This is a genomic window from Pseudomonas sp. L-22-4S-12 (assembly GCF_009799935.1).
GTDB lineage: Bacteria > Pseudomonadota > Gammaproteobacteria > Pseudomonadales > Pseudomonadaceae > Aquipseudomonas.
In genome coordinates this window covers 77,199-96,710 of sequence record NZ_WELL01000001.1, presented here as the reverse complement: position 1 = coordinate 96,710, position 19,512 = coordinate 77,199, and the positions used below count along the sequence as shown (strand labels likewise).

Sequence of the window (19,512 nt, the reverse complement as noted above, 5' to 3'; positions counted from 1 at the left end):
TCATGTACATGGAATTAACGCATCTAAGCACAGTCGGCGCGGCCGCGCCCCGTTCAGCTACCGGCTGCCAGGGCCCGGATCAGCCGGGCGTCGCGCTGGTAAGTGTCGGGGGCGTAGCGTACTTGCCCGTCGGCCGTCACTTCCACCGTCCAGTAGGCGATCAGCAGCGGTGCCGGTTGCTGCAGGCGGTACTGCTGGGTTTCACCACTGGCGATGCGGCTTTTCACGCTGGCCAGTTCCGCTTGCGGCAGCAGCCAGGCCAGCAGGCTGTCGACCGCCTCGATCCGCACACAGCCGGAGCTGAACAGGCGTGGCGCCTTGTCGAACAGGGCCTGGCTGGGAGTGTCGTGCAGATAGACCGAGAACGGGTTGCGAAAACGCAGGGCCATCTGCCCCAGCGGGTTTTTCGCCCCGGCAGCCTGGCGCAGGAGAATGGCGCCGGGGTTGTCCCAGTCGATCTGTGCGGGATCGAGCGGGTTGCCGTCGTGGTCGTACACGCTCATCTCGTGCTCGGCCAGGTAGTCGAGGTCGGCGCGAATGGCCGGCAGCTTGTCTTCACGCAGGATGGTCGGCGGCACGGTCCAGGTCGGGTTGAGGGTCAGCCGGTTGATCTGCGAGGCCAGCAAGGGGGTCTGCCGCTCGAGGCGGCCGACCTGGGTGCGGGTGCGCCAGAGTTCCTCGCCCTGGCGCAGCACCAGCAGTTCGGCGGCGGCGACATTGATCGCCACCTGTACCTGGCCGAGGTCGTCGGCCAACCAGCGCAGGCGCTCCAGGTTGATGCGCAGCTGCTCGCGGCGGGTCAGGGCGTCGAGGTTCAGCTCGTTCAGGCTGGCCGGGCCGAGGATGCCGTCTGCCTGCAGGCCGTGGCGGGCCTGGAAGTCCTCCAGCGCACTGACGGTGGCCGGGTCGTAGAGTTCATCCTGGACGGCCTCGCCCATTGGCAGGTTGAGGCGGGCGCGTAGCAGCGGCACGCGCGCATCCTGCTTGCCTGGCTGCAGCAGCGGGCCTGGCGGCAGCGCCGACCAGCTGGGCAGGGGCTGCAGGCGTTCATTCGCATACACCGCGCGCAGGCGCTGGTACTGCGGCAGCGTGGGGCGGGCGGCGGCGAATGCGGCGGCCGGCTCATCCAGTTGCAGCAGGGCGATGGACAGGATCGCCAGCTGCGGGTCCGGGCGCGGCTGTTGCGGGTCGCGCCACAGCGGTTCCAGCTGTTGCTGGTCCAGGCGGCCGCGGCGCAGGTCGAGCAGGGCGCGTAGGTAGCTGCTGCTGGCCTGCAGCTCGCTGCAGGCGTCCATGGCTTGCGCCAGTGGGTAATCGGCGGGGTTCAGGCCATCGTCCGCCAGCAGCTCGAGCTGTTCCTCGAGCTGCTGGCGATGCTCGATATCACGCCAGGCCGGTCGGCCGTCGCGTTGTGCATAGAAGTTGCCCAGCAGAGTCGCCGTGGCATCGTCTAGGCTTGCCAATACGGCCGTGCAGGGGCTGGCGGGTTGCATCAGCAGCGGGCGCAGGTCGACCGGCTGGGCGTCGGGAGCCTCCATGGCGTTCGCGACCAGTGGCAGGATGAGCATGAGCATGCTCGGGTAAGATGCACACTTTTTGAACAACATACTGCTCCAGTCCATGGCTCAGGAACCCCGCCGTAAACGGCGGGCGGCTGACAACCAGTATAAGTGGATTGGCCTCGGCTCTGGTTACAGGGCGCGACGGGCGCAGAGGTTTTTGAGGTATTGCGCGCATGTTCGGACGAATTGGCCGCTTGGGCCTGGCTGGGCTCTGGCTGTTTTGTGCACCGCTGCTGGCGGCACCCGCGGCGAATGACAAACTGGTCGAGGACCTCGCCCGGGTGGCGCCCGGCCTCGACCAGCAGGCCCTGCGCCATGCCGTGGCGGCCATGCAGTGCGCGGTCAACCATGGCGCCGAAGCGGCCAGCCGGCTGGCGGTGATCGACTATTCGCAGCCGTCCACGGCGCGCCGCCTGTGGATCTTCGACCTGCAGCGCAAGCGCCTGCTGCTGAGTGACTACGTGGCCCACGGCCGCCGCTCCGGGGAGAATTTCGCGCAGAGCTTTTCCAATCGCGAGGGCAGTTTCCAGAGCAGCCTCGGCCTGTTCCGCACCGCCGAGAGCTACCGTGGCAAGCATGGCTATTCGCTGCGCATGGATGGCCTGGAGCCGGGGCTGAACGACCTGGCACGCGAGCGGGCCATCGTCATCCACGGCGCCAGCTACGTCGACCCGCGCCTGGCCCGCAGCCAGGGCCGCATCGGCCGCAGCCTGGGCTGTCCGGCGGTGCGTCCGCAGGTGGCGCGCATGGTGGTCGACAAGCTCAAGGGCGGGCAGTTCCTCTTTGCCTGGCACTCCGATCGGCGCTGGCTGCGCAACTCCGCCTACCTCGATTGCAAGCCGCAACGGCTTGCCAGCCTGCTACGGCAAACCAGTCGGCCGAAAAGCTGAGTCACGGAGCGATCGGGATTTCCTGATATCCTCGGGCGCGGCCCTGGGCGGCAGGGCTGACCGCGGCTGGCGACGAGTCGCCGGCAAGGTGCTCGTGGTAGGGAGAGGACAAGGTGTATCGCCCCTGTGTGCTAATGGCCATCTGGCTGCTTGTGATGGGTTCGGCCCGGGCCGACGTGGCGCTGAGCGAGGCCGAGCAGCGCTATCGCGAGCAGCATCCCGAGGCCAGTCTGTGCGTCGACCCGGACTGGGTGCCGTTCGAAAGTGTGAATGCCCGTGGCGAATACGAGGGCATCGCCGCCGATCTGCTGCGGCTGGTCGCCGAGCGGGCCGGTCTGCGCCTGCGCCGGGTCGAGACGCGCGACTGGGACGAGTCGCTGCGAGCTTCCCAGGAAGGCCGCTGCCAGCTGCTCGGCTTCCTCAACCAGAGCCCGGATCGCGATGCCTGGCTGATCTTCACCGAGCCGATGTTCACCGATGTCAACGTGCTGATCAGCCGCGAGGAGCACCCCTTCGTGGTCGATCTGGCGGCGCTGGGCGCGGTGCGCCTGGCGTTGCCGCGCGGCACCTCCATCGAGGAGCGCGTGCGCCGGCAGTTCCCGGACATCCAGATCGTGCTGACCGATAGCGAGGCGCAGGCCCTGGCCCTGGTCAGTCAGCGCCAGTCCGAGCTGACCATGCGCTCGCTGACGGTGGCGGCCTACACGATCAAGAAGGAAGGCTGGTTCAACCTGAAGATTGCCGGGCAGGTCGCCGGTTTCGACAACCAGCTGCGCATCGGGGTACGCAAGGATCAGCCGCTGCTGCGCGGGATTCTCGACAAGGCGGTTGCCAGCCTGACGCCGGAAGAGATCAACACGATCATCAACCGCCATGTGTCGATCCGGGTGGAGACACCGACCGACTATCGCCTGCTCGGCCAGCTCGCCTTGGTGTTTGCCGTGATTCTGCTCAGCAACCTGTTCTGGATCCGCCGCCTGCGCCGTCTCAACCGGCAACTGCGGCACGATGCGCGGACCGATGTGCTCACCGGGCTGGCCAACCGCTCGGCGCTCAACCAGTACTTCCAGGCCTGCCTGGAGCAGGCCGGTCGTTACAGCCAGCCGCTGGCGGTGCTGATCTTCGATCTCGACCACTTCAAGCGGGTCAACGATCAGCTGGGGCATCTGCAGGGCGACCAGGTGCTGCAGGGCGTGGCCGAGCGGCTGCGTGCCGGGGTGCGTGGCAGCGACTTCCTCGGGCGCTGGGGTGGCGAGGAGTTTCTGGTGATCTGTCCGCAGACCGATGCGCGGCAGGCAGGGCAACTGGCTCAGCGCATCTGTGATGGGCTGCGCGAGCAGCCGCTCAGCCCGGCGCTGCCGCTCACCCTGAGTGTCGGGGTGGCCCAGCTGGCGCCCGGCGAAGGGGCCGACAGCCTGCTGCAGTGCGCCGACGAGGCGCTCTACCGGGCTAAGGCCGAGGGGCGCGACCGCGTCTGTGTGGCGGCGCCAGGCGCTGCCGCCGGGCTCGCTACTTCTGTTCGCTCTGCGGGGTGACCCGCAGCACTTCCTCGATGGTGGTCTGGCCGGCGGCGACCTTCTGCGCGCCGGACAGGCGCAGGCTGCGCATGCCGTCCTTGAAGGCGTGCCGGCGCAGGGCCACCAGGTCGGTGTCGGCGCTGATCAGCGGCTTGATCGCGTCGTTCAGCAGCATGATCTCGTACACCCCGGCGCGGCCGCGATAGCCGGTCTCGCGGCATTCCGCACAGCCCACGGCGCGGTGCGCGCCGGTCGGCAGTGGTGCGCTCCACGGCGTGGTCAGGCTGTGCCAGTCGGCTTCGTTGAGCTGCACCGGCTCCTTGCAGTGCGGGCACAGGGTGCGCACCAGGCGCTGGGCCATCACGCCGAGGATGGTGGCCTTGAGCAGGTAGTGCGGCACGCCCAGCTCGAGCAGGCGGCTGATGGCGCTGGGGGCGTCGTTGGTGTGCAGGGTCGAGAGCACCAGGTGGCCGGTGAGCGCCGCCTGGATCGCCATCTCGGCGGTCTCCAGGTCGCGGATCTCGCCGACCATGATGATGTCCGGGTCCTGGCGCATCAGCGCGCGCACGCCGCTGGCGAAGGTCAGGTCGATGTTGTGCTGCACCTGCATCTGGTTGAAGGCGCCCTCGATCATCTCGATCGGGTCCTCGATGGTGCAGACGTTCACTTCCTCGGTGGCCAGCTGCTTGAGGGTGGTGTACAGCGTGGTGGTCTTGCCCGAGCCGGTGGGGCCGGTGACCAGGATGATGCCGTTGGGCTGGCCGGTCATGCTTTCCCAGCGGCGCAGGTCGTCCGGGGAGAAACCCAGCTGGTCCGGGCTCTTGAGCAGCACCTCGGGGTCGAAGATGCGCATCACCATCTTCTCGCCGAAGGCGGTGGGCAGGGTCGACAGGCGCAGTTCCACTTCGCCGCCGTCCGGGGTCTTGGTCTTGATCCGGCCGTCCTGAGGCTTGCGCTTCTCCGCCACGTTCATCCGCCCGAGGCTCTTCAGGCGGCTGACGATGGCCATGGTCACCTGGGGCGGGAACTGGTAGACGTTGTGCAGCACGCCGTCGATGCGAAAGCGCACGGTGCCGGCTTCGCGGCGCGGCTCGATGTGGATGTCGCTGGCGCGCTGCTGGTAGGCGTACTGGAACAGCCAGTCGACGATATTGACGATATGCGCGTCGTTGGCGTCCGGCTCCTGGTCGCTGGCGCCGAGGCTGAGCAGCTGTTCGAAGTTGCCGATGCCGCTGATCTTCTGGTCCACCGCGGTGGCGCCGCTGACCGAGCGGGCCAGGCGGTAGAACTCGGTGGTGAAGCGCTGCAGGTCGGCGGGGTTGACCACCACGCGCTTGATCGGCCGCTTCAGCACATGCACCAGGTTGGCTTCCCAGCCATGCACGAAGGGCTGCGCGCTGGCGATGGTCACCGCTTCGCTGTCCACCGCCACGGCGAGGATCTTGTGCCGTTGGGCGAAGGCATAGGACATCAGCGGGGTGACCGCGGCGACGTTGATCTTCAGCGGGTCGATGCGCAGGTAGGGCTGGCCGGCCAGCTGCGCCAGCCAGATGGTCAGCCCTTCCAGGTCGTGCTTCTTGCCGGGTCGTTGCAGGTCGTCGAGCTGCTGGGCGGCGAGGAACTCCAGGGGGTGCAGCTTGGCATTGTCGCCGCCGCGGCGCAGCATCAGGCACTGCTCGGCGCTGTCCTGGGCGATGCGGCCCTGGGCGACCAGCTCGCGCAGGATGTCGTTGAGATCCAGCCAGCGATCCTGGGTCGACGGGGCTAAAACGGACATGCGGTTCCCTTTGTGGTGATCTGCCAGCCTGCCAGCTTATTGCACCAGCAGCTTCCAGGGTTTGAGCGTGGCCACAGTATGAGCCTGCGCCACCCGCGCGGCCAACACCTCGGCATCCAGCGGCTGCAGGGCCAGCTCGTGCAGCTTGCACAGCTCGCCGTACAGGCGATCGACTTCCGCCACCTCGAGAATCTGCCGCGCCAGGTGCAGCCAGGCCTGGATGCGCTCGATGCGCGGCAGCTGCTCGGCGAGGTCTTCCGGCTGCTGCTGGTAGCGCTTGAGCTGCAGCGCCGCGCCTTCCTCGGCGAGCAGGTGCGGCAGCCAGTTGCCCAGTACGGCGGCGCCCTGGCGATTGCCACGGTTGTTGCGCTCCACCGTCCAGCTGCGCGCCAGCAGCCAGCGCGACAGGTTCAGCGAGAACAGGCCCCAGCGGTTGCCCTGCAGTTCGGCGGCGAACAGCGCCGGGGCATTCTTGCGCAGGCTGTCGTCGCTCTGGCCGGCCAGCAGGCGCGGGCGCCAGTCGTCGAGCAGGCCATCCAGGGCCTCGCGCAGGGCGCTGCTGGAGGCGCGCGGAGCGGCCTGGCCGAGGCTGCCGAGCAGGGCGCGCAGTTCCACCAGTTTCTCCAGCCATTGCGCCAGCAGCTTCCAGTGGCCGTTGAAGCGGTATTGCTCGGCCAGGCGCTGGCTGCTGCCCAGCAGGTACCAGGCGAGGGCGCAGAAGGCCTCGTCCAGGCTCTGTTCGGCGTTCAGCTCCGGCGCCGGCAGGCTCAGGCTGTAGCTGGCCGAGTCGAACAGGCGGTAGCCGCGCTCGGCCTTGCTGATGTCGCAGGGCATCAGCGGCAGGTCGGCGGCCAACTCGGCGGCCAGCTCCAGCAGGGCGGCCGGATCGCCTTCGCGCAGCTCCAGTTCCAGCTCGCAGATTTCCTCCTCGCCTTCGCCGGCGATCACCTTGCCCAGGTCCAGGGCCGCCTCGATGACCACCTTGGCCTTGCCGCGGCCCCAGGCGATCTCGGCCTTCTGGCGGACGAAGTCGGTGCTGAAGAGCGGCTTCAGCTGCTTCTTGTCCAGCTCGGCCAGGCTGGCCGGCCAGCACTGGTCGTCGAGCTTCTTGGTGTCCAGCTTGGCCTTGGCCAGGTACCAGTCCCACTCGTTGCGTTCGGACAGCCCGGCCACGCTCTGCCCGCGGGTCTTCAGGGTCTGGATGAACTGCTCGCCGTCGCGGCGCAGGCGCAGGGCGACCTTGGCCTGGGCCAGGTCGCGCTCGGGGGTGTCGAAGTACTGGTTGAACAGCTCGCAGGTCTGCCAGCCGGACTTGTTGCGTTTCTTCAGCAGCGGATGATCACGCAGGGCGGCCAGGGTTTCGCGGCTGACGCGCAGCTTGATTTCGGTTTCTTTGTGCATGGTGCGGATTTCCGGTGCCTATCATGAAAAGTATTGCAGTCCGATGACTCGTGCTGGCTTGCCGGTCGAGGGCTCCCTATACTTGCGGCCTTTTTTCCCAACCGGGGTAAACCCTATGCCTACCAATCCCTTTGTCAGCCTGTTCGGCCGTTCGCCGATTGGTCCGATGCAGCAGCACATCGCCAAGGCGCATGAGTGTGCGGCCAATCTGGTGCCGTTCTTCGAGGCAGTGATGGCGCAGGACTGGGCGAAAGTGGCTGAAGTCCAGCAGGTCATGGTGCAGCTGGAAAAAGAGGCCGACAAACTCAAGAAGAGTGTGCGGCTGAACCTGCCGAAAAGCCTGTTTCTGCCGGTGCCGCGTTCGGACTTGCTTGAGCTGCTGAGTGTACAGGACAAAGTCGCCAATCGCGCCAAGGACATCGCCGGGCTGATGCTCGGCCGCGAGATGGCCATTCACCAGGACCTGCAGCCGCTGATCCGCACCTTCGTGCAGCGCACCGTCGATGCCAGCGCCCAGGCGCTGAAGGCGATGAACGAGCTGGACGAACTGCTCGAAGCCGGCTTCAGCGGCCGCGAAGCCAAGCTGGTGGAGACCCTGGTCGAGGAGCTGGACGATATCGAAGACGATACCGACCGCCTGCAGATCGAGGTGCGCCGCGCCCTGTTCAAACTGGAGAAGGACATGCCCGCCGTGGATGTGATGTTCCTCTACCAGATCATCGATTGGGTCGGCGATGTCGCCGACCGTGCCCAGCGTGTGGGCAACCGACTGGAACAACTGCTGGCGCGTTAAGCGCCAGTATCCTTTCTGGGATTACAGGTAACTATTTATGTCTCTGATTGCGGATTACGGTTTCGTACTCCTGGTACTCGCCTGCTGTTTCGGCTTCTTCATGGCCTGGGGCGTGGGCGCCAACGACGTGGCCAACGCCATGGGCACCTCGGTGGGCTCGCGGGCGCTGACCATCAAGCAGGCGATCATCATCGCCATGGTCTTCGAGTTCTGCGGTGCCTACCTGGCCGGTGGTGAAGTCACCGAGACGATCAAGAACGGCATCGTCGATGCCGAGGCGATCAGCCCGGATCTGATGGTGCTGGGCATGATGTCGGCGCTGCTGGCCGCCGGCACCTGGCTGATGATCGCGACCCATAAGGGTTGGCCGGTCTCCACCACCCATTCCATCATTGGTGCGGTGATCGGCTTTGCCGCCGTCGGCGTGTCGGTCGATGCCGTGCATTGGGCCTCGGTCGGCCCGATCGTCGCCAGCTGGGTGGTGACCCCTTTCCTTTCCGGTCTGGTGGCTTTCGGCCTGTTCATGAGCGTGCAGGCGCTGATCATCAATACCGACAACCCGTTCCAGAACGCCAAGCGTTTCGTGCCGTTCTACATGTTCCTCACCGGTTTCATGGTGTCGATCATGACTCTGTCCAAGGGGCTCAAGCACATCGGCCTGAATCTCTCCTCGACAGAGAGCCTGTTGCTGTCGATTGGTGTCGGCGGTCTGGTGATGCTGCTCGGTATCGCCATCCTCAGCCGGATCAAGATTGATGTGGAGGCCGACAAGGCCTTCCACTTCGCCAGCGTCGAGCGCGTGTTCGCCGTGCTGATGATCTTCACTGCCTGCTCCATGGCCTTCGCCCACGGCGCCAACGACGTGGCCAACGCCGTCGGCCCGCTGGCCGCCATCGTCGGCGTGATCCAGTCCAACGGCACTGCGGAGATCGCCGCCAAGTCCGCCGTACCGGGCTGGGTACTGTTGCTCGGCGCCATCGGCATCGTCATCGGCCTGGCCACCTACGGCTACAAGGTGATCGCCACCATCGGCAAGGAAATCACCGAGCTGACCCCGAGCCGCGGTTTCGCCGCCGAGCTGGCCACCGCTTCCACCGTGGTCGGCGCTTCGGCCATCGGCCTGCCGGTGTCCACCACCCATACCCTGGTCGGTGCGGTGCTGGGCATCGGCATCGCCCGCGGCATCGGTGCCCTGAACCTGGGCGTGATCGGCTCGATCTTCATGTCCTGGATCATCACCCTGCCGGTCGGTGCGGGTCTGTCGATCCTGTTCTTCTTCATCCTGCGCGGCATCTTCCTCTAAACGGCAGGTTTCTTCCGCGGCGGCGATGGCCCTATCATGGGCCATCCCCTGCGGAGAACGCCGATGTCGCTTCCCTCCCTGCAAGACCAGTTCGCCGCGCTGATTGCCGCGCCCTCGGTGAGTTGCACCCAGCCGCACTGGGACCAGTCCAACCGTGCCGTGATCGACCTGCTGGCCAGCTGGCTCGCCGAGCTCGGCTTCACCTGCGAAATCCAGGATGTGGCGCCAGGCAAGGCCAATCTGCTGGCCAGCTATGGCAGCGGTCCGGGCGGCCTGGTGCTGGCCGGGCACAGCGACACGGTGCCCTTCGATGCGGCGTTATGGCGCAGCGATCCGCTCAAGCTGACCGAACAGGGCGACCGCTGGATCGGTCTCGGCGTGTGCGACATGAAGGGTTTCTTCCCGCTGGTGATCGAGGCCGTGCGCGGCCTGCTCGACCAGCCGTTCCGCCAGCCGCTGCTGGTGCTGGCCACCTGCGACGAGGAAAGCTCGATGTCCGGCGCCCGTGCCCTGGCCGCGGCCGGCAGGCCGCTGGGCCGCGCCGCGGTGATCGGCGAGCCGACCGGGCTGAAGCCGATCCGCCTGCACAAGGGGGTGATGATGGAGCGCATCGACATCCTCGGCCAGAGCGGCCACTCCTCCGACCCCAGCCTCGGCCACAGCGCCCTGGAAGCCATGCAGGACGCCATGGGCGAGCTGCGAGCCCTGCGCGCCCAGTGGCAGCGCGAATTCAGCAATCCGCAGTTCGGCGTGCCGCAACCGACCCTCAACCTCGGCTGCATCCACGGCGGCGACAACCCCAACCGCATCTGCGGCCAGTGCTCGCTGGAGTTCGACCTGCGCCCGCTGCCGGGGATGGACCCGGAGCAGCTGCGCGCGGCGATCCGCAGTAAGCTGCAGCCGCTGGCCGAACGGCATCAGGTCAAGATCGACTTCGCCCCGCTGTTCGCCAACGTGCCGCCTTTCGAGCAGAGCGCCGACTGCGAGCTGGTGCGCCTGGCCGAGCGCCTCACCGGGCATGCGGCGCAGGCGGTGGCATTCGGCACCGAAGCGCCTTATCTTCAGCAGCTCGGTTGCGAGACCATCGTCCTCGGCCCCGGCGACATCAGTTGCGCCCACCAGCCCGGCGAGTTCCTCGAACTGGCGCGCATCGAACCCACCGTGAAAATCTTGCGCCAGCTGATCGACCACTACTGCCTGCAACCGGCCTGACCTAGAGGGGAGCCCTGATGCTGCTGCGACGACGTTAAGTCGACTCTTACTTCCCCACGCGGGGAAGGCTCACCATCGCTCGTTTCGTCACCGCTCACAGGCTCCTTCATGCACGACTACGTCAACTGGCTGCGCCACGCTTCGCCCTATATCAACGCCCACCGCGACTGCACCTTCGTGGTCATGCTGCCCGGTGAGGGCGTTGCCCACCCGAATTTCGGCAATATCGTCCACGACCTGGTGCTGCTGCACAGCCTCGGCGTGCGCCTGGTGCTGGTGCACGGCTCGCGTCCGCAGATCGAGGCGCGCCTGGCCGACCGCGGGTTGACTCCGCGCTTTCACCGCGACCTGCGCATCACCGACGGGCCGACCCTGGAGTGCGTGATCGACGCCGTCGGCCAGCTGCGCATCGCGATAGAAGCCAGGTTGTCGATGGATATGGCCGCCTCGCCGATGCAGGGCTCGCGCCTGCGCGTCACCGGCGGCAACTTCGTCACCGCGCGGCCGATCGGCGTGCTTGATGGCGTCGACTACCACCACACCGGCGAAGTACGCCGGGTCGACCGCAAGGGCGTCGGCCGCCAGCTCGACGAGCGCAGCATCGTCCTGCTGTCGTCGCTCGGCTATTCGCCCACCGGGGAAATCTTCAACCTGGCCTGCGAGGATGTCGCCACCCGCGCCGCCATCGACCTGCAGGCCGACAAGCTGCTGCTGTTTTCCGCCGAGCGCGGCCTGCTCGACGAGAGCGGCAAGCTGGTGCGCGAGCTGCGCCCGCAGCAGGTGCCGGCGCACCTGGCGCGGCTCGGCGCCTGCTACCAGGCCGAGCTGCTGGATGCCGCCGCCCAGGCCTGCCGTGGCGGGGTCAAGCGCAGCCATATCGTCAGCTACATGGACAACGGGGCGCTGCTCACCGAGCTGTTCACCCGCGACGGTGGCGGCACCCTGGTCGACCAGGAGCAGTTCGAGTCGCTGCGCGAGGCGACCATCGAGGACGTCGGCGGGCTGATCGACCTGATCACCCCGCTGGAGGACCAGGGCATCCTGGTGCGCCGCTCGCGCGAGGTGCTGGAGCGCGAGATCGAGCAGTTCAGCATCGTCGAGCGCGACGGCCTGATCATCGCCTGCGCCGCGCTGTACCAGATCGCCGACGCGGACGCCGGCGAGCTGGCCTGCCTGGCGGTGAATCCCGACTACCGCCATGGCGGGCGTGGCGACGAGCTGCTCGAACGCATCGAGGAGCGCGCCCGCGCCCAGGGCCTGAAGACCCTGTTCGTGCTCACCACGCGCACCGCGCACTGGTTCCAGGAGCGCGGCTTCAAGCCGAGCAGCGTCGAGCGCCTGCCGGCGGCGCGGGCCTCGCTGTACAACTACCAGCGCAATTCGAAGATCTTCGAGAAGACCCTGTAAGCCGGGTTGGGCGTAATGCAAAAGGGCCGCAGTAGCGGCCCTTTTGCTGGGTGTCGGGGGTGCTGCGAATCAGGCGCTGCGGCGCTTGTGCAGCTCGAACTGCTCGTTGCCATCGTCCCAGCCGGCTTCCCAGGCCGCGGCCAGGACCTCGGCGGGGTAGGGTTGCTGGTGCAGTGGCTGGCCGGTGAGGCCGGCCATGTAGCCTTGCTGATAAGCCTTGTTCAGGCTTTCCAGGCTCCAGTGGCGATCTGCGCTGTTGCGGTCTTCGGGGGGCGTCATCGGGCGTGGCCAATGCGGGTTTCCCACAAGGCTAGTCGTCTGCCGCCCCGGGCGGAAGGAACTGGATCACCGGTTTGCGCGGCAAATGGCGGATTTGTGACGGGCTGCCCCTAATCGGCCCGGCCCGTCACCCAGGTCGTTGATTTCAGACGCCGATGCCGAGAATGCTGGCCTGGTAGGCGGCGACGAAGGTGTCGAAATCGCCGGTCTCGGCGCCTTCCAGCTCGGCCTGCTCGGCCAGCGACTGGGCGACCATGGCCTCGAAGCTGGCCACCTGCGCCGCACTCAGCGGCTGGGCGCGCAAGGCCTGGGCATGTTCCCGGCTGTGGCGCAGGGCGAAGGCGCGGAAGCTCTCGCCGCGCTCGCGCAGCTCGGCCAGCACCCGCGCCGAAGGCGTCAGTCTGCAGTCGTCGACCTTGGCCTGTTGCTGTTGCAGGGCCTGCTGGTAATGCTCGCCGCCATGGGCCTGGTCGAGCAGCCGGCTGATCGGCGCGAAGCTTTGCAGCAGTTCCGTGGCCCAGGCCTTGAGTTCCACCGGCTGCCCCTGGCGTTGCAGGTGCAGGCCGGGGCGGCGGCCTTCCTTGACCGTCTTGAGGAAGTTCTCGGTGCAGCTGCGGCATTCGCCGCCCTGCAGCAGCGGGCTGTCCTGCAGGGCGCAGAACAGGATGAAGGCGTCGAGGAAACGCGCCTCGTCCAGGTCGATGCCCAGCGGCAGGTAGGGGTTGATGTCCAGGCAGCGCACTTCCACGTACTGCACGCCGCGGGCGATCAGCGCCTGGATCGGCCGCTCGCCGGAATGGGTCACGCGCTTGGGGCGGATGCTCGAGTAGTACTCGTTCTCGATCTGGATGATGTTGGTGTTGAGCTGCTGCCACTCGCCGGCGGCGTTCTTGGTGCCCAGCTCGGCGTAGGCCGGGTAGGGCGTGGCTACCGCCGAGCGCAGGCTCTCGGTGTAGCTGGCGAGGTCGTTGTAGCAGGGGGTCAGGCCGGACTGGGCGCTGCTCTGGTAGCCCAGGTCGCTCATGCGCAGGCTGGTGGCGTAGGGCAGGTAGAGGGTCTGCTCATCGAGTTGCTGCAGCTGGTGCGGGTGCTCGCGCAGGAAGCTGCGGTCGAGCGCCGGCGAGGCGCCGAACAGGTACATCAGCAGCCAGCTGTAGCGGCGGAAGTTGCGGATCAGGGCGATGTAGCGCGCCGACTGGTAGTCGCGCAGCGCGCCGCTGTCGCCGTCCAGTTGCTGCAGCAGCGGCCAGAGCCGTTCCGGCAGGCTGAAGTTGTAGTGGATGCCGGCGATGCACTGCATGGTCTTGCCGTAGCGCAGGGCCAGGCCCTGGCGGTAGACGTACTTGAGGCGGCCGATGTTGGAGTTGCCGTAGCGGGCGATGGGAATGTCCGCCTCGTCCGGCAGCAGGCCGGGCATCGACGGGCTCCACAGGTATTCGCCCTGCAGCTTGCTGTAGGCGAAACGGTGGATCTGTTCGAGGTCGGCCAGGGTGGTCGCCGGGTCGGGCTCGGCCGGGGTGATGAACTCCAGCAGGGCCTCGGAATAGTCGGTGGTGATCTGCGGGTGGGTCAGGGCCGAACCGAGAGTGCGCGGGTGGCCGCTCTGGGCCAGTTCGCCGCTGGCCGTGACGCGCAGGCATTCGCGCTCGATGCCGTGCAGACACTGGGTCAACAGGGGCAGGACGGCGGCGTCGCCAAGCAGGGCCAGGCGGCGGGAGAGGAGATCGCTCAAGTTCGGGGTTCCTTCACGCGTGAGTCGCCCAAATATGGGGGTGGACTGCGCACTCTACAAGGGGGGAAGGCGCGACGACTGTCTGCGCGGATGGGCCGGGCAGGGGGCACAGTCGTTCGGCGTGGGGGTGGCGGCGCGTGCGGGCACGCGGCCGCCGGGGGCTGACGGCCTACTTGCAGATGAAGGTGGCCTGGGCGGTGGCGATCAGCTTGTCGCCCTGCTGCACCCGCGCTTCCAGCACGTGCACCTTGCGCCCGGCATTGAGCACACGGGCGGTGCAGACGATCTCGCCCTGATCGACCGCGCGGATGTAGTTGACCTTGCATTCCAGGGTCATGCTGCCGGCCTCGCCGCCGAACAGGCTGTGGCTGGCCTGGCCGAGGGCGGTGTCGATCAGCGAGAACAGCGCGCCGCCGTGCATGCGCCCGTGCAGGTTGAGCAGGTGCTCCTGCATGCTCATGCGTACTTGCGACTCGCCGTTCTCGGCCCGGTCTATGGTCATGCCGAGCAGCTTGCTGAAGTTGCTGTCCTGGCCGACGGGTGAGGTGCTGCTCATGGGTTACTTCCTCAGGTTCTTGGCGTTGGCGAACAGCGCGGCCATGCCGGCATTGGCCGGGGCCGGCTTGTCCTGGCTGGAGTGGCGCTCGCTGCGCGGCGGGTTGCCGCCGCGGCTCTGCCCGCCATTGCCGGGACGCGCGCCGCGCGGGCCGTCGACCTTCTCGCCGGGGGTGTCGCTCATGCGCATGGACAGGCCGACGCGGGCGCGCGGGATGTCCACTTCCATGACCTTGACCTTGACGATGTCGCCGGCCTTGACCACCTCGTACGGGTCCTTGACGAACTTCTCCGACAGCGCCGAGATATGTACCAGGCCGTCCTGGTGCACGCCGATGTCGACGAAGGCGCCGAAGTTGGTGACGTTGGTCACCACGCCTTCCAGCACCATGCCCGGCTTGAGATCCTTGAGGGTCTCGACGCCTTCCTGGAACTCGGCGGTCTTGAACTCCGGGCGCGGGTCGCGGCCGGGCTTGTCGAGTTCCTTGAGGATGTCAGTGACGGTCGGCAGGCCGAACTGTTCGTCGGTGAATTTAGCCGGGTCGAGGCGGCGCAGGAAGGCCGAGTCGCCGATCAGCGAACGGATATCGCGGGAAGTCGCCTGGGCGATGCGCTGCACCAGCGGGTAGGTTTCCGGGTGCACGGCGGAGGCGTCCAGCGGGTTGTCGCCGTTCATCACGCGGAGGAAGCCGGCGGCCAGCACGTAGGTCTTCTCGCCCAGGCGCGGCACCTGCTTGAGCGCGTCGCGGGTCTTGAACGCGCCGTGAGCGTCGCGGTGGGCGACGATGTTCTGCGCCAGGGTCGCGTTGAGCCCGGAGATGCGCGCCAGCAGGGCGGCGGAGGCGGTGTTGACGTCCACGCCGACGGCGTTCACGCAGTCTTCCACCACCGCATCCAGGCTGCGCGCCAGCTTGAGCTGGGACACGTCGTGCTGGTACTGGCCGACACCGATGGACTTCGGGTCGATCTTCACCAGCTCGGCCAGCGGGTCCTGCAGGCGGCGGGCGATGCTCACGGCGCCGCGCAGGGACACATCGAGATCCGGAAATTCCCTGGCCGCCAGTTCGGAGGCCGAGTACACCGAGGCGCCGGCCTCGCTGACCATGATCTTGGTCATCTGCAGGGGCGGCAGCAGCTTGATCAGCTCGATGGCCAGCTTGTCGGTCTCGCGGCTGGCGGTGCCGTTGCCGATGGCGATCAGGTCGACGTTGTGCTTGGCGCACAGCTTGCCGAGGATCGCCAGGGTCTCGTCCCAGCGGTTGTGCGGCACGTGCGGGTAGACGGTGGCGGTATCCAGCAGCTTGCCGGTGGCGTCGACCACGGCCACCTTGCAGCCGGTGCGCAGGCCCGGGTCCAGGCCCAGGGTGGCGCGCGGGCCGGCCGGGGCGGCCAGCAGCAGGTCGTGCAGGTTGCGGGCGAACACGCCGATGGCGTCGTCTTCGGACTTCTCGCGCAGCTCGCCGAACAGGTCGGTCTCCAGGTGGGTGTAGAGCTTGACCTTCCAGGTCCAGCGCACCACCTCGCCCAGCCACTTGTCGGCGGCGCGGCCGCGGTTGTCGATGGCGAAGCGCTCGCCGATCATCGCCTCGCACGGGTGCATGCTGCCCGGCGCCTCGTCGCCGACCTTGAGGCTGGCGCCGAGGATGCCCTCGTTGCGCCCGCGGAAGATCGCCAGGGCACGGTGCGACGGCATGCTCTTGAGCGGCTCGTCGTGCTCGAAGTAGTCGCTGAACTTGGCGCCTTCGGCCTCCTTGCCGGCGACCACGCGGGCGCTGAGGGTGGCGTTGTCCTTGAGGAAGGCGCGCAGGCGCTCGAGCAGGGTGGCGTCCTCGGCGAAGCGCTCCATGAGGATGTACTTGGCGCCTTCCAGCACGGCCTTGACGTCGGCGAAGCCTTTCTCGGCGTCGACGAAGCGCGCGGCCTGTTCTTCGGGATTGAGCGTCGGGTCGTTGAACAGGCCGTCGGCCAGTTCGCCGAGGCCGGCTTCCAGGGCGATCTGGCCCTTGGTGCGGCGCTTCTGCTTGTACGGCAGGTAGAGGTCTTCCAGGCGCGTCTTGGTGTCGGCCAGGTTGATCTCGCGGGCCAGCTCGGGGGTCAGCTTGCCCTGTTCCTCGATGCTGGCGAGGATCGCCGTGCGCCGCTCGTCCAGTTCGCGCAGGTAGCGCAGGCGCTCTTCCAGGTTGCGCAGCTGGGTGTCGTCCAGGCTGCCGGTCACCTCTTTGCGGTAGCGGGCGATGAAGGGCACGGTGGAGCCTTCGTCGAGCAGCGCCACGGCGGCGGCGACCTGTTGCGGGAGAACGCCGAGTTCTGCGGCGATACGCTTGTTAATGCTGTCCATACACCTACCTGACAAAACTGCGCGGTAACGGCGGCCGGCCGAGCCGACCGCAAAGCGGCGCATTATAACCACCGAGTTTTGCCGGCATGGGCAGCCGCTCGGGAAAAATCTGCTAACAATGGCCGGAGCGGCGCGCACCGCGCTTGCGCCATAATGCCGCCACTGTTTACTGGGGAGTTGCCATGAGCACTGCTGCTGCGCCGGAAGGCGAAAAGATCCTCATCGTCGACGACGATCCCGGCCTGCGTCGCCTGCTGGAGCGCTTTCTCAGCGAGCAGGGCTACCGGGTGCGCGCGGTGGAAAACGTCGAGCAGATGGACCGCCTGCTGGCCCGCGAGCTGTTCCAGCTGCTGGTGCTCGACCTCATGCTGCCCGGCGAGGACGGCCTGTCCGCCTGCGGCCGCCTGCGCGCGGCGAACAACCAGCTGCCGATCATCATGCTCACCGCCAAGGGCGACGAGGCCAGCCGCATCCAGGGCCTGGAGCAGGGCGCCGACGACTACCTGGCCAAGCCGTTCAATCCGCGCGAACTGCTGGCGCGGATCAAGGCCGTGCTGCGCCGCCAGGCGCCGGTGGTGCCGGGCGCACCGGGCAGCGAGGACGCCAGCGTCAGCTTCGGCGAGTACGAGCTGTCCCTGGCCACCCGCGAGCTGAAGAAGGGTGACGAGGTACACATGCTCACCACCGGCGAGTTCGCCGTGCTCAAGGCCCTGGTCCAGCACGCCCGCGAGCCGCTGACCCGCGACAAGCTGATGAACCTGGCCCGTGGCCGCGAGTGGGACGCCCTGGAGCGCTCCATCGACGTGCAGATCTCCCGTCTGCGCCGCCTGATCGAGCCGGACCCGTCCAAGCCGCGCTATATCCAGACGGTGTGGGGCGTGGGTTACGTGTTCGTGCCGGATGGCAGCAAGTGACATGGCGCGTGCTTCTAACCGGCGGTCTGCAGGCTTTGTTGGTCAGTGCTGCCGCCATTCTGCTGTTCGCGTATCTGCATGAAACTGCCGTATCCATGGCCGTGGCGCACGGGCGAACCCTGCGTGGCGGCGTCAGTTGGGGCATCACGGTACATCTCGCGTTCTATGTCTTTGTCTTCCTGACGCTGCTGCAAAACGTCGCCGCGTTACGCTGGCCTGCCAGGCGGATGAGGCTGGCCGCGCTGGCCTGGCTGGTCTTCGCTGTGCTGTTCACGCTGCAGGGCAATCCCTTTGGTTCCTGGGCCCATCCTTACCGCTGGGCGCTCCTGATGTTCTGCTCTGCTGCCGGTTGCGCGCTGTCTCTGCTTGGCCAGGGGCTGTGGCAACTTTTGCAGCGGCGCTGGCTCCCTGTTCAGTCTACGGTCTGATCCATGAAAACCCCGCTCTGGTTCCCGCAAAGCTTCTTCGCCCGCACTCTCTGGCTGGTGCTGGTGGTCGTGCTGTTTTCCAAGGCGCTGACCCTGGTCTACCTGATGATGAACGAGGATGTGCTGGTCGATCGCCAGTACAGTCACGGCGCGGCGCTGACCCTGCGCGCCTACTGGGCGGCCGACCCGGCGGATCGCGGGCATATCGCCGCGGCGGCGACCCTGGAGCAGGTGGCCGCCGAGCAGGTGCCGCCGACCGAGCAGCACTGGCCCTACTCGGAAATCTTCCTGCGCCAGATGCAGGCCGAGCTGGGTCCGGACACCGAGGTGCGGGTACGGGTCAAGAGCCCGCCGGCGCTATGGGTGCGTGCGCCGAGCCTGGGCGACGGCTGGACCAAGGTGCCGCTGTACCCGCATCCGCTGCGCGGGCAGAAAATCTGGAGCGTGCTCGGCTGGTTCCTCGGCATCGGCCTGCTGTCCACTGCGGCGGCGTGGATCTTCGTCCGTCAGCTCAATGCGCCGCTCAAACGCCTGGTGTTCGCCGCCCGCCAGCTCGGCCAGGGGCGCAGCGTGCGCCTGCCGGTCAGTGATACGCCGAGCGAGATGACCGAGGTCTACCGCGCCTTCAACCAGATGGCCGAGGGCGTCGAGCAGGCCGCCCGCGAGCGCGAGCTGATGCTGGCCGGGGTCTCCCATGACCTGCGCACGCCGCTGACCCGCCTGCGTCTGTCGCTGGAGCTGCTGGACAGCGACTCGGAGCTGACCGAGGACATGGTCCGCGACATCGAGGACATGGACGCGATCCTCGACCAGTTCCTCGCCTTTATCCGCGACGGCCGCGACGAAAAGCTGGAGACGACCGACCTCGGCGAACTGATCTGCGAGGTGGTGGCGCCCTACAACCAGCAGCAGGAGCGGGTGCGCCTGTGCCTGGAGGCGGTGCCGCCGTTCCCGCTGCGGCGCATCTCGATCAAGCGCCTGCTGGCCAACCTGCTGGAGAACGCCCTGCGCTATGGCGGCCACGGCGTCGAAGTGGCCGCCTATGTCTCCGGCGACCACAGCGCGCCCTACGTGGTGCTCAGCGTGCTGGACCGGGGCCCGGGCATCGACCCGGCCGAGCGCGGCGAACTGTTCAACCCCTTCATCCGCGGCGACCGCGCCCGTGGCGGCAAGGGCAGCGGCCTTGGCCTGGCCATCGTCAAGCGCATCGCCGCCCTGCACGGCGGCAGCGTCGAGCTGCGCAACCGCTCCGGCGGCGGCCTGGAGGCGCGCATCTGTCTGCCGCTGGGGTTGCTGCTGCCACGGGATGCGGCCTGAGCTATTGGGCTTTTGTGGGAGCGAATTCATTCGCGATCAGGGCCTGCTCTGAGTGACCTGTTTATCGCGGATCAATCTGCTCCTACT

16 protein-coding genes are annotated in these 19,512 nt (G+C 67.4%); 9 read left to right on the top strand and 7 right to left on the bottom strand.

Annotation, left to right across the window (positions count from 1 at the left end; all coding sequences use genetic code 11):
• Window positions 1–53: 53 nt before the first annotated feature.
• Window positions 54–1,568 carry a murein L,D-transpeptidase gene (locus F3I16_RS00435; RefSeq protein ID WP_256670048.1) on the bottom strand — a complete coding sequence of 505 codons (1,515 nt, stop codon included), beginning with the start codon at window positions 1,566–1,568 and terminating at the stop codon, window positions 54–56.
• A 167-nt stretch (window positions 1,569–1,735) separates the two neighbouring features.
• Here F3I16_RS00435 and F3I16_RS00430 point away from each other — a divergent pair, with 167 nt between their 5' ends.
• Both F3I16_RS00430 and F3I16_RS00425 read left to right on the top strand, forming a co-directional pair.
• Window positions 1,736–2,452, top strand: coding sequence for a murein L,D-transpeptidase catalytic domain family protein (locus F3I16_RS00430; protein ID WP_160491831.1), 717 nt, complete (start codon window positions 1,736–1,738; stop codon window positions 2,450–2,452).
• Window positions 2,453–2,586: 134 nt separating this feature from the next.
• Window positions 2,587–3,987: a diguanylate cyclase gene (locus tag F3I16_RS00425; RefSeq protein ID WP_160492876.1), complete on the top strand. Its 1,401-nt coding sequence runs from the start codon at window positions 2,587–2,589 to the stop codon at window positions 3,985–3,987.
• Here the strand turns inward: F3I16_RS00425 and F3I16_RS00420 are convergent.
• Entirely contained in the window at window positions 3,962–5,746 is a 1,785-nt protein-coding gene (locus F3I16_RS00420; protein WP_160491830.1) for a GspE/PulE family protein, read from the bottom strand. The genes F3I16_RS00425 and F3I16_RS00420 overlap by 26 nt on opposite strands.
• A gap of 36 nt (window positions 5,747–5,782) precedes the next feature.
• Window positions 5,783–7,147: an inorganic triphosphatase gene (locus tag F3I16_RS00415; protein WP_160491829.1), complete on the bottom strand. Its 1,365-nt coding sequence runs from the start codon at window positions 7,145–7,147 to the stop codon at window positions 5,783–5,785.
• Window positions 7,148–7,262: 115 nt separating this feature from the next.
• Between F3I16_RS00415 and F3I16_RS00410 the strand changes: the two genes are divergently transcribed.
• The 4 genes from F3I16_RS00410 (at window position 7,263) to argA (ending at window position 11,862) form a co-directional block, all read left to right on the top strand.
• Window positions 7,263–7,940: a TIGR00153 family protein gene (locus tag F3I16_RS00410; RefSeq protein ID WP_160491828.1), complete on the top strand. Its 678-nt coding sequence runs from the start codon at window positions 7,263–7,265 to the stop codon at window positions 7,938–7,940.
• A gap of 37 nt (window positions 7,941–7,977) precedes the next feature.
• Entirely contained in the window at window positions 7,978–9,243 is a 1,266-nt protein-coding gene (locus tag F3I16_RS00405; protein WP_160491827.1) for an inorganic phosphate transporter, read from the top strand.
• 63 nt (window positions 9,244–9,306) lie between these two features.
• Window positions 9,307–10,455 (top strand): acetylornithine deacetylase, encoded by a 1,149-nt coding sequence (argE, locus tag F3I16_RS00400; protein WP_160491826.1) that lies wholly within the window; start codon window positions 9,307–9,309, stop codon window positions 10,453–10,455.
• A gap of 108 nt (window positions 10,456–10,563) precedes the next feature.
• Window positions 10,564–11,862 carry an amino-acid N-acetyltransferase gene (gene argA, locus F3I16_RS00395; RefSeq protein WP_160491825.1) on the top strand — a complete coding sequence of 433 codons (1,299 nt, stop codon included), beginning with the start codon at window positions 10,564–10,566 and terminating at the stop codon, window positions 11,860–11,862.
• Between the two features lie 69 nt (window positions 11,863–11,931).
• Here the strand turns inward: argA and rmf are convergent, their stop codons facing one another.
• The 4 genes from rmf to F3I16_RS00375 form a co-directional block, all read right to left on the bottom strand.
• A complete protein-coding gene (gene rmf / locus F3I16_RS00390; RefSeq protein ID WP_160491824.1) occupies window positions 11,932–12,141 on the bottom strand; it encodes a ribosome modulation factor in 210 nt (69 codons plus the stop codon).
• Between the two features lie 145 nt (window positions 12,142–12,286).
• Window positions 12,287–13,873 carry a glutamate--cysteine ligase gene (gshA, locus tag F3I16_RS00385; RefSeq protein WP_160491823.1) on the bottom strand — a complete coding sequence of 529 codons (1,587 nt, stop codon included), beginning with the start codon at window positions 13,871–13,873 and terminating at the stop codon, window positions 12,287–12,289.
• 169 nt (window positions 13,874–14,042) lie between these two features.
• Entirely contained in the window at window positions 14,043–14,429 is a 387-nt protein-coding gene (locus F3I16_RS00380; protein ID WP_160491822.1) for a PaaI family thioesterase, read from the bottom strand.
• A 3-nt stretch (window positions 14,430–14,432) separates the two neighbouring features.
• Window positions 14,433–16,766 (bottom strand): Tex family protein, encoded by a 2,334-nt coding sequence (locus F3I16_RS00375; protein ID WP_160491821.1) that lies wholly within the window; start codon window positions 16,764–16,766, stop codon window positions 14,433–14,435.
• Window positions 16,767–16,948: 182 nt separating this feature from the next.
• Here F3I16_RS00375 and ompR point away from each other — a divergent pair, with 182 nt between their 5' ends.
• The 3 genes from ompR to F3I16_RS00360 are packed head-to-tail and all read left to right on the top strand — an operon-like array spanning window position 16,949 to window position 19,425.
• A complete protein-coding gene (gene ompR, locus F3I16_RS00370; RefSeq protein ID WP_160491820.1) occupies window positions 16,949–17,680 on the top strand; it encodes a two-component system response regulator OmpR in 732 nt (243 codons plus the stop codon).
• Window positions 17,677–18,108, top strand: a complete 432-nt coding sequence (locus F3I16_RS00365; protein ID WP_160491819.1) for a hypothetical protein — start codon at window positions 17,677–17,679, stop codon at window positions 18,106–18,108. The genes ompR and F3I16_RS00365 overlap by 4 nt, the downstream gene beginning before the upstream one ends.
• Before the next feature lie 3 nt (window positions 18,109–18,111).
• Window positions 18,112–19,425: an ATP-binding protein gene (locus F3I16_RS00360; RefSeq protein ID WP_160491818.1), complete on the top strand. Its 1,314-nt coding sequence runs from the start codon at window positions 18,112–18,114 to the stop codon at window positions 19,423–19,425.
• Window positions 19,426–19,512 lie beyond the last annotated feature (87 nt).

Bases quoted from the DNA above. Each gene is read 5' to 3' on its own strand.
- F3I16_RS00435 (WP_256670048.1), bottom strand. From the start codon at position 1,568: ATGCTCATCCTGCCACTGGTCGCGAACGCCATGGAGGCTCCCGACGCC.
- F3I16_RS00430 (WP_160491831.1), top strand. From the start codon at position 1,736: ATGTTCGGACGAATTGGCCGCTTGGGCCTGGCTGGGCTCTGGCTGTTT.
- F3I16_RS00425 (WP_160492876.1), top strand. From the start codon at position 2,587: ATGGCCATCTGGCTGCTTGTGATGGGTTCGGCCCGGGCCGACGTGGCG.
- F3I16_RS00420 (WP_160491830.1), bottom strand. From the start codon at position 5,746: ATGTCCGTTTTAGCCCCGTCGACCCAGGATCGCTGGCTGGATCTCAAC.
- F3I16_RS00415 (WP_160491829.1), bottom strand. From the start codon at position 7,147: ATGCACAAAGAAACCGAAATCAAGCTGCGCGTCAGCCGCGAAACCCTG.
- F3I16_RS00410 (WP_160491828.1), top strand. From the start codon at position 7,263: ATGCCTACCAATCCCTTTGTCAGCCTGTTCGGCCGTTCGCCGATTGGT.
- F3I16_RS00405 (WP_160491827.1), top strand. From the start codon at position 7,978: ATGTCTCTGATTGCGGATTACGGTTTCGTACTCCTGGTACTCGCCTGC.
- argE (WP_160491826.1), top strand. From the start codon at position 9,307: ATGTCGCTTCCCTCCCTGCAAGACCAGTTCGCCGCGCTGATTGCCGCG.
- argA (WP_160491825.1), top strand. From the start codon at position 10,564: ATGCACGACTACGTCAACTGGCTGCGCCACGCTTCGCCCTATATCAAC.
- rmf (WP_160491824.1), bottom strand. From the start codon at position 12,141: ATGACGCCCCCCGAAGACCGCAACAGCGCAGATCGCCACTGGAGCCTG.
- F3I16_RS00380 (WP_160491822.1), bottom strand. From the start codon at position 14,429: ATGAGCAGCACCTCACCCGTCGGCCAGGACAGCAACTTCAGCAAGCTG.
- F3I16_RS00375 (WP_160491821.1), bottom strand. From the start codon at position 16,766: ATGGACAGCATTAACAAGCGTATCGCCGCAGAACTCGGCGTTCTCCCG.
- ompR (WP_160491820.1), top strand. From the start codon at position 16,949: ATGAGCACTGCTGCTGCGCCGGAAGGCGAAAAGATCCTCATCGTCGAC.
- F3I16_RS00360 (WP_160491818.1), top strand. From the start codon at position 18,112: ATGAAAACCCCGCTCTGGTTCCCGCAAAGCTTCTTCGCCCGCACTCTC.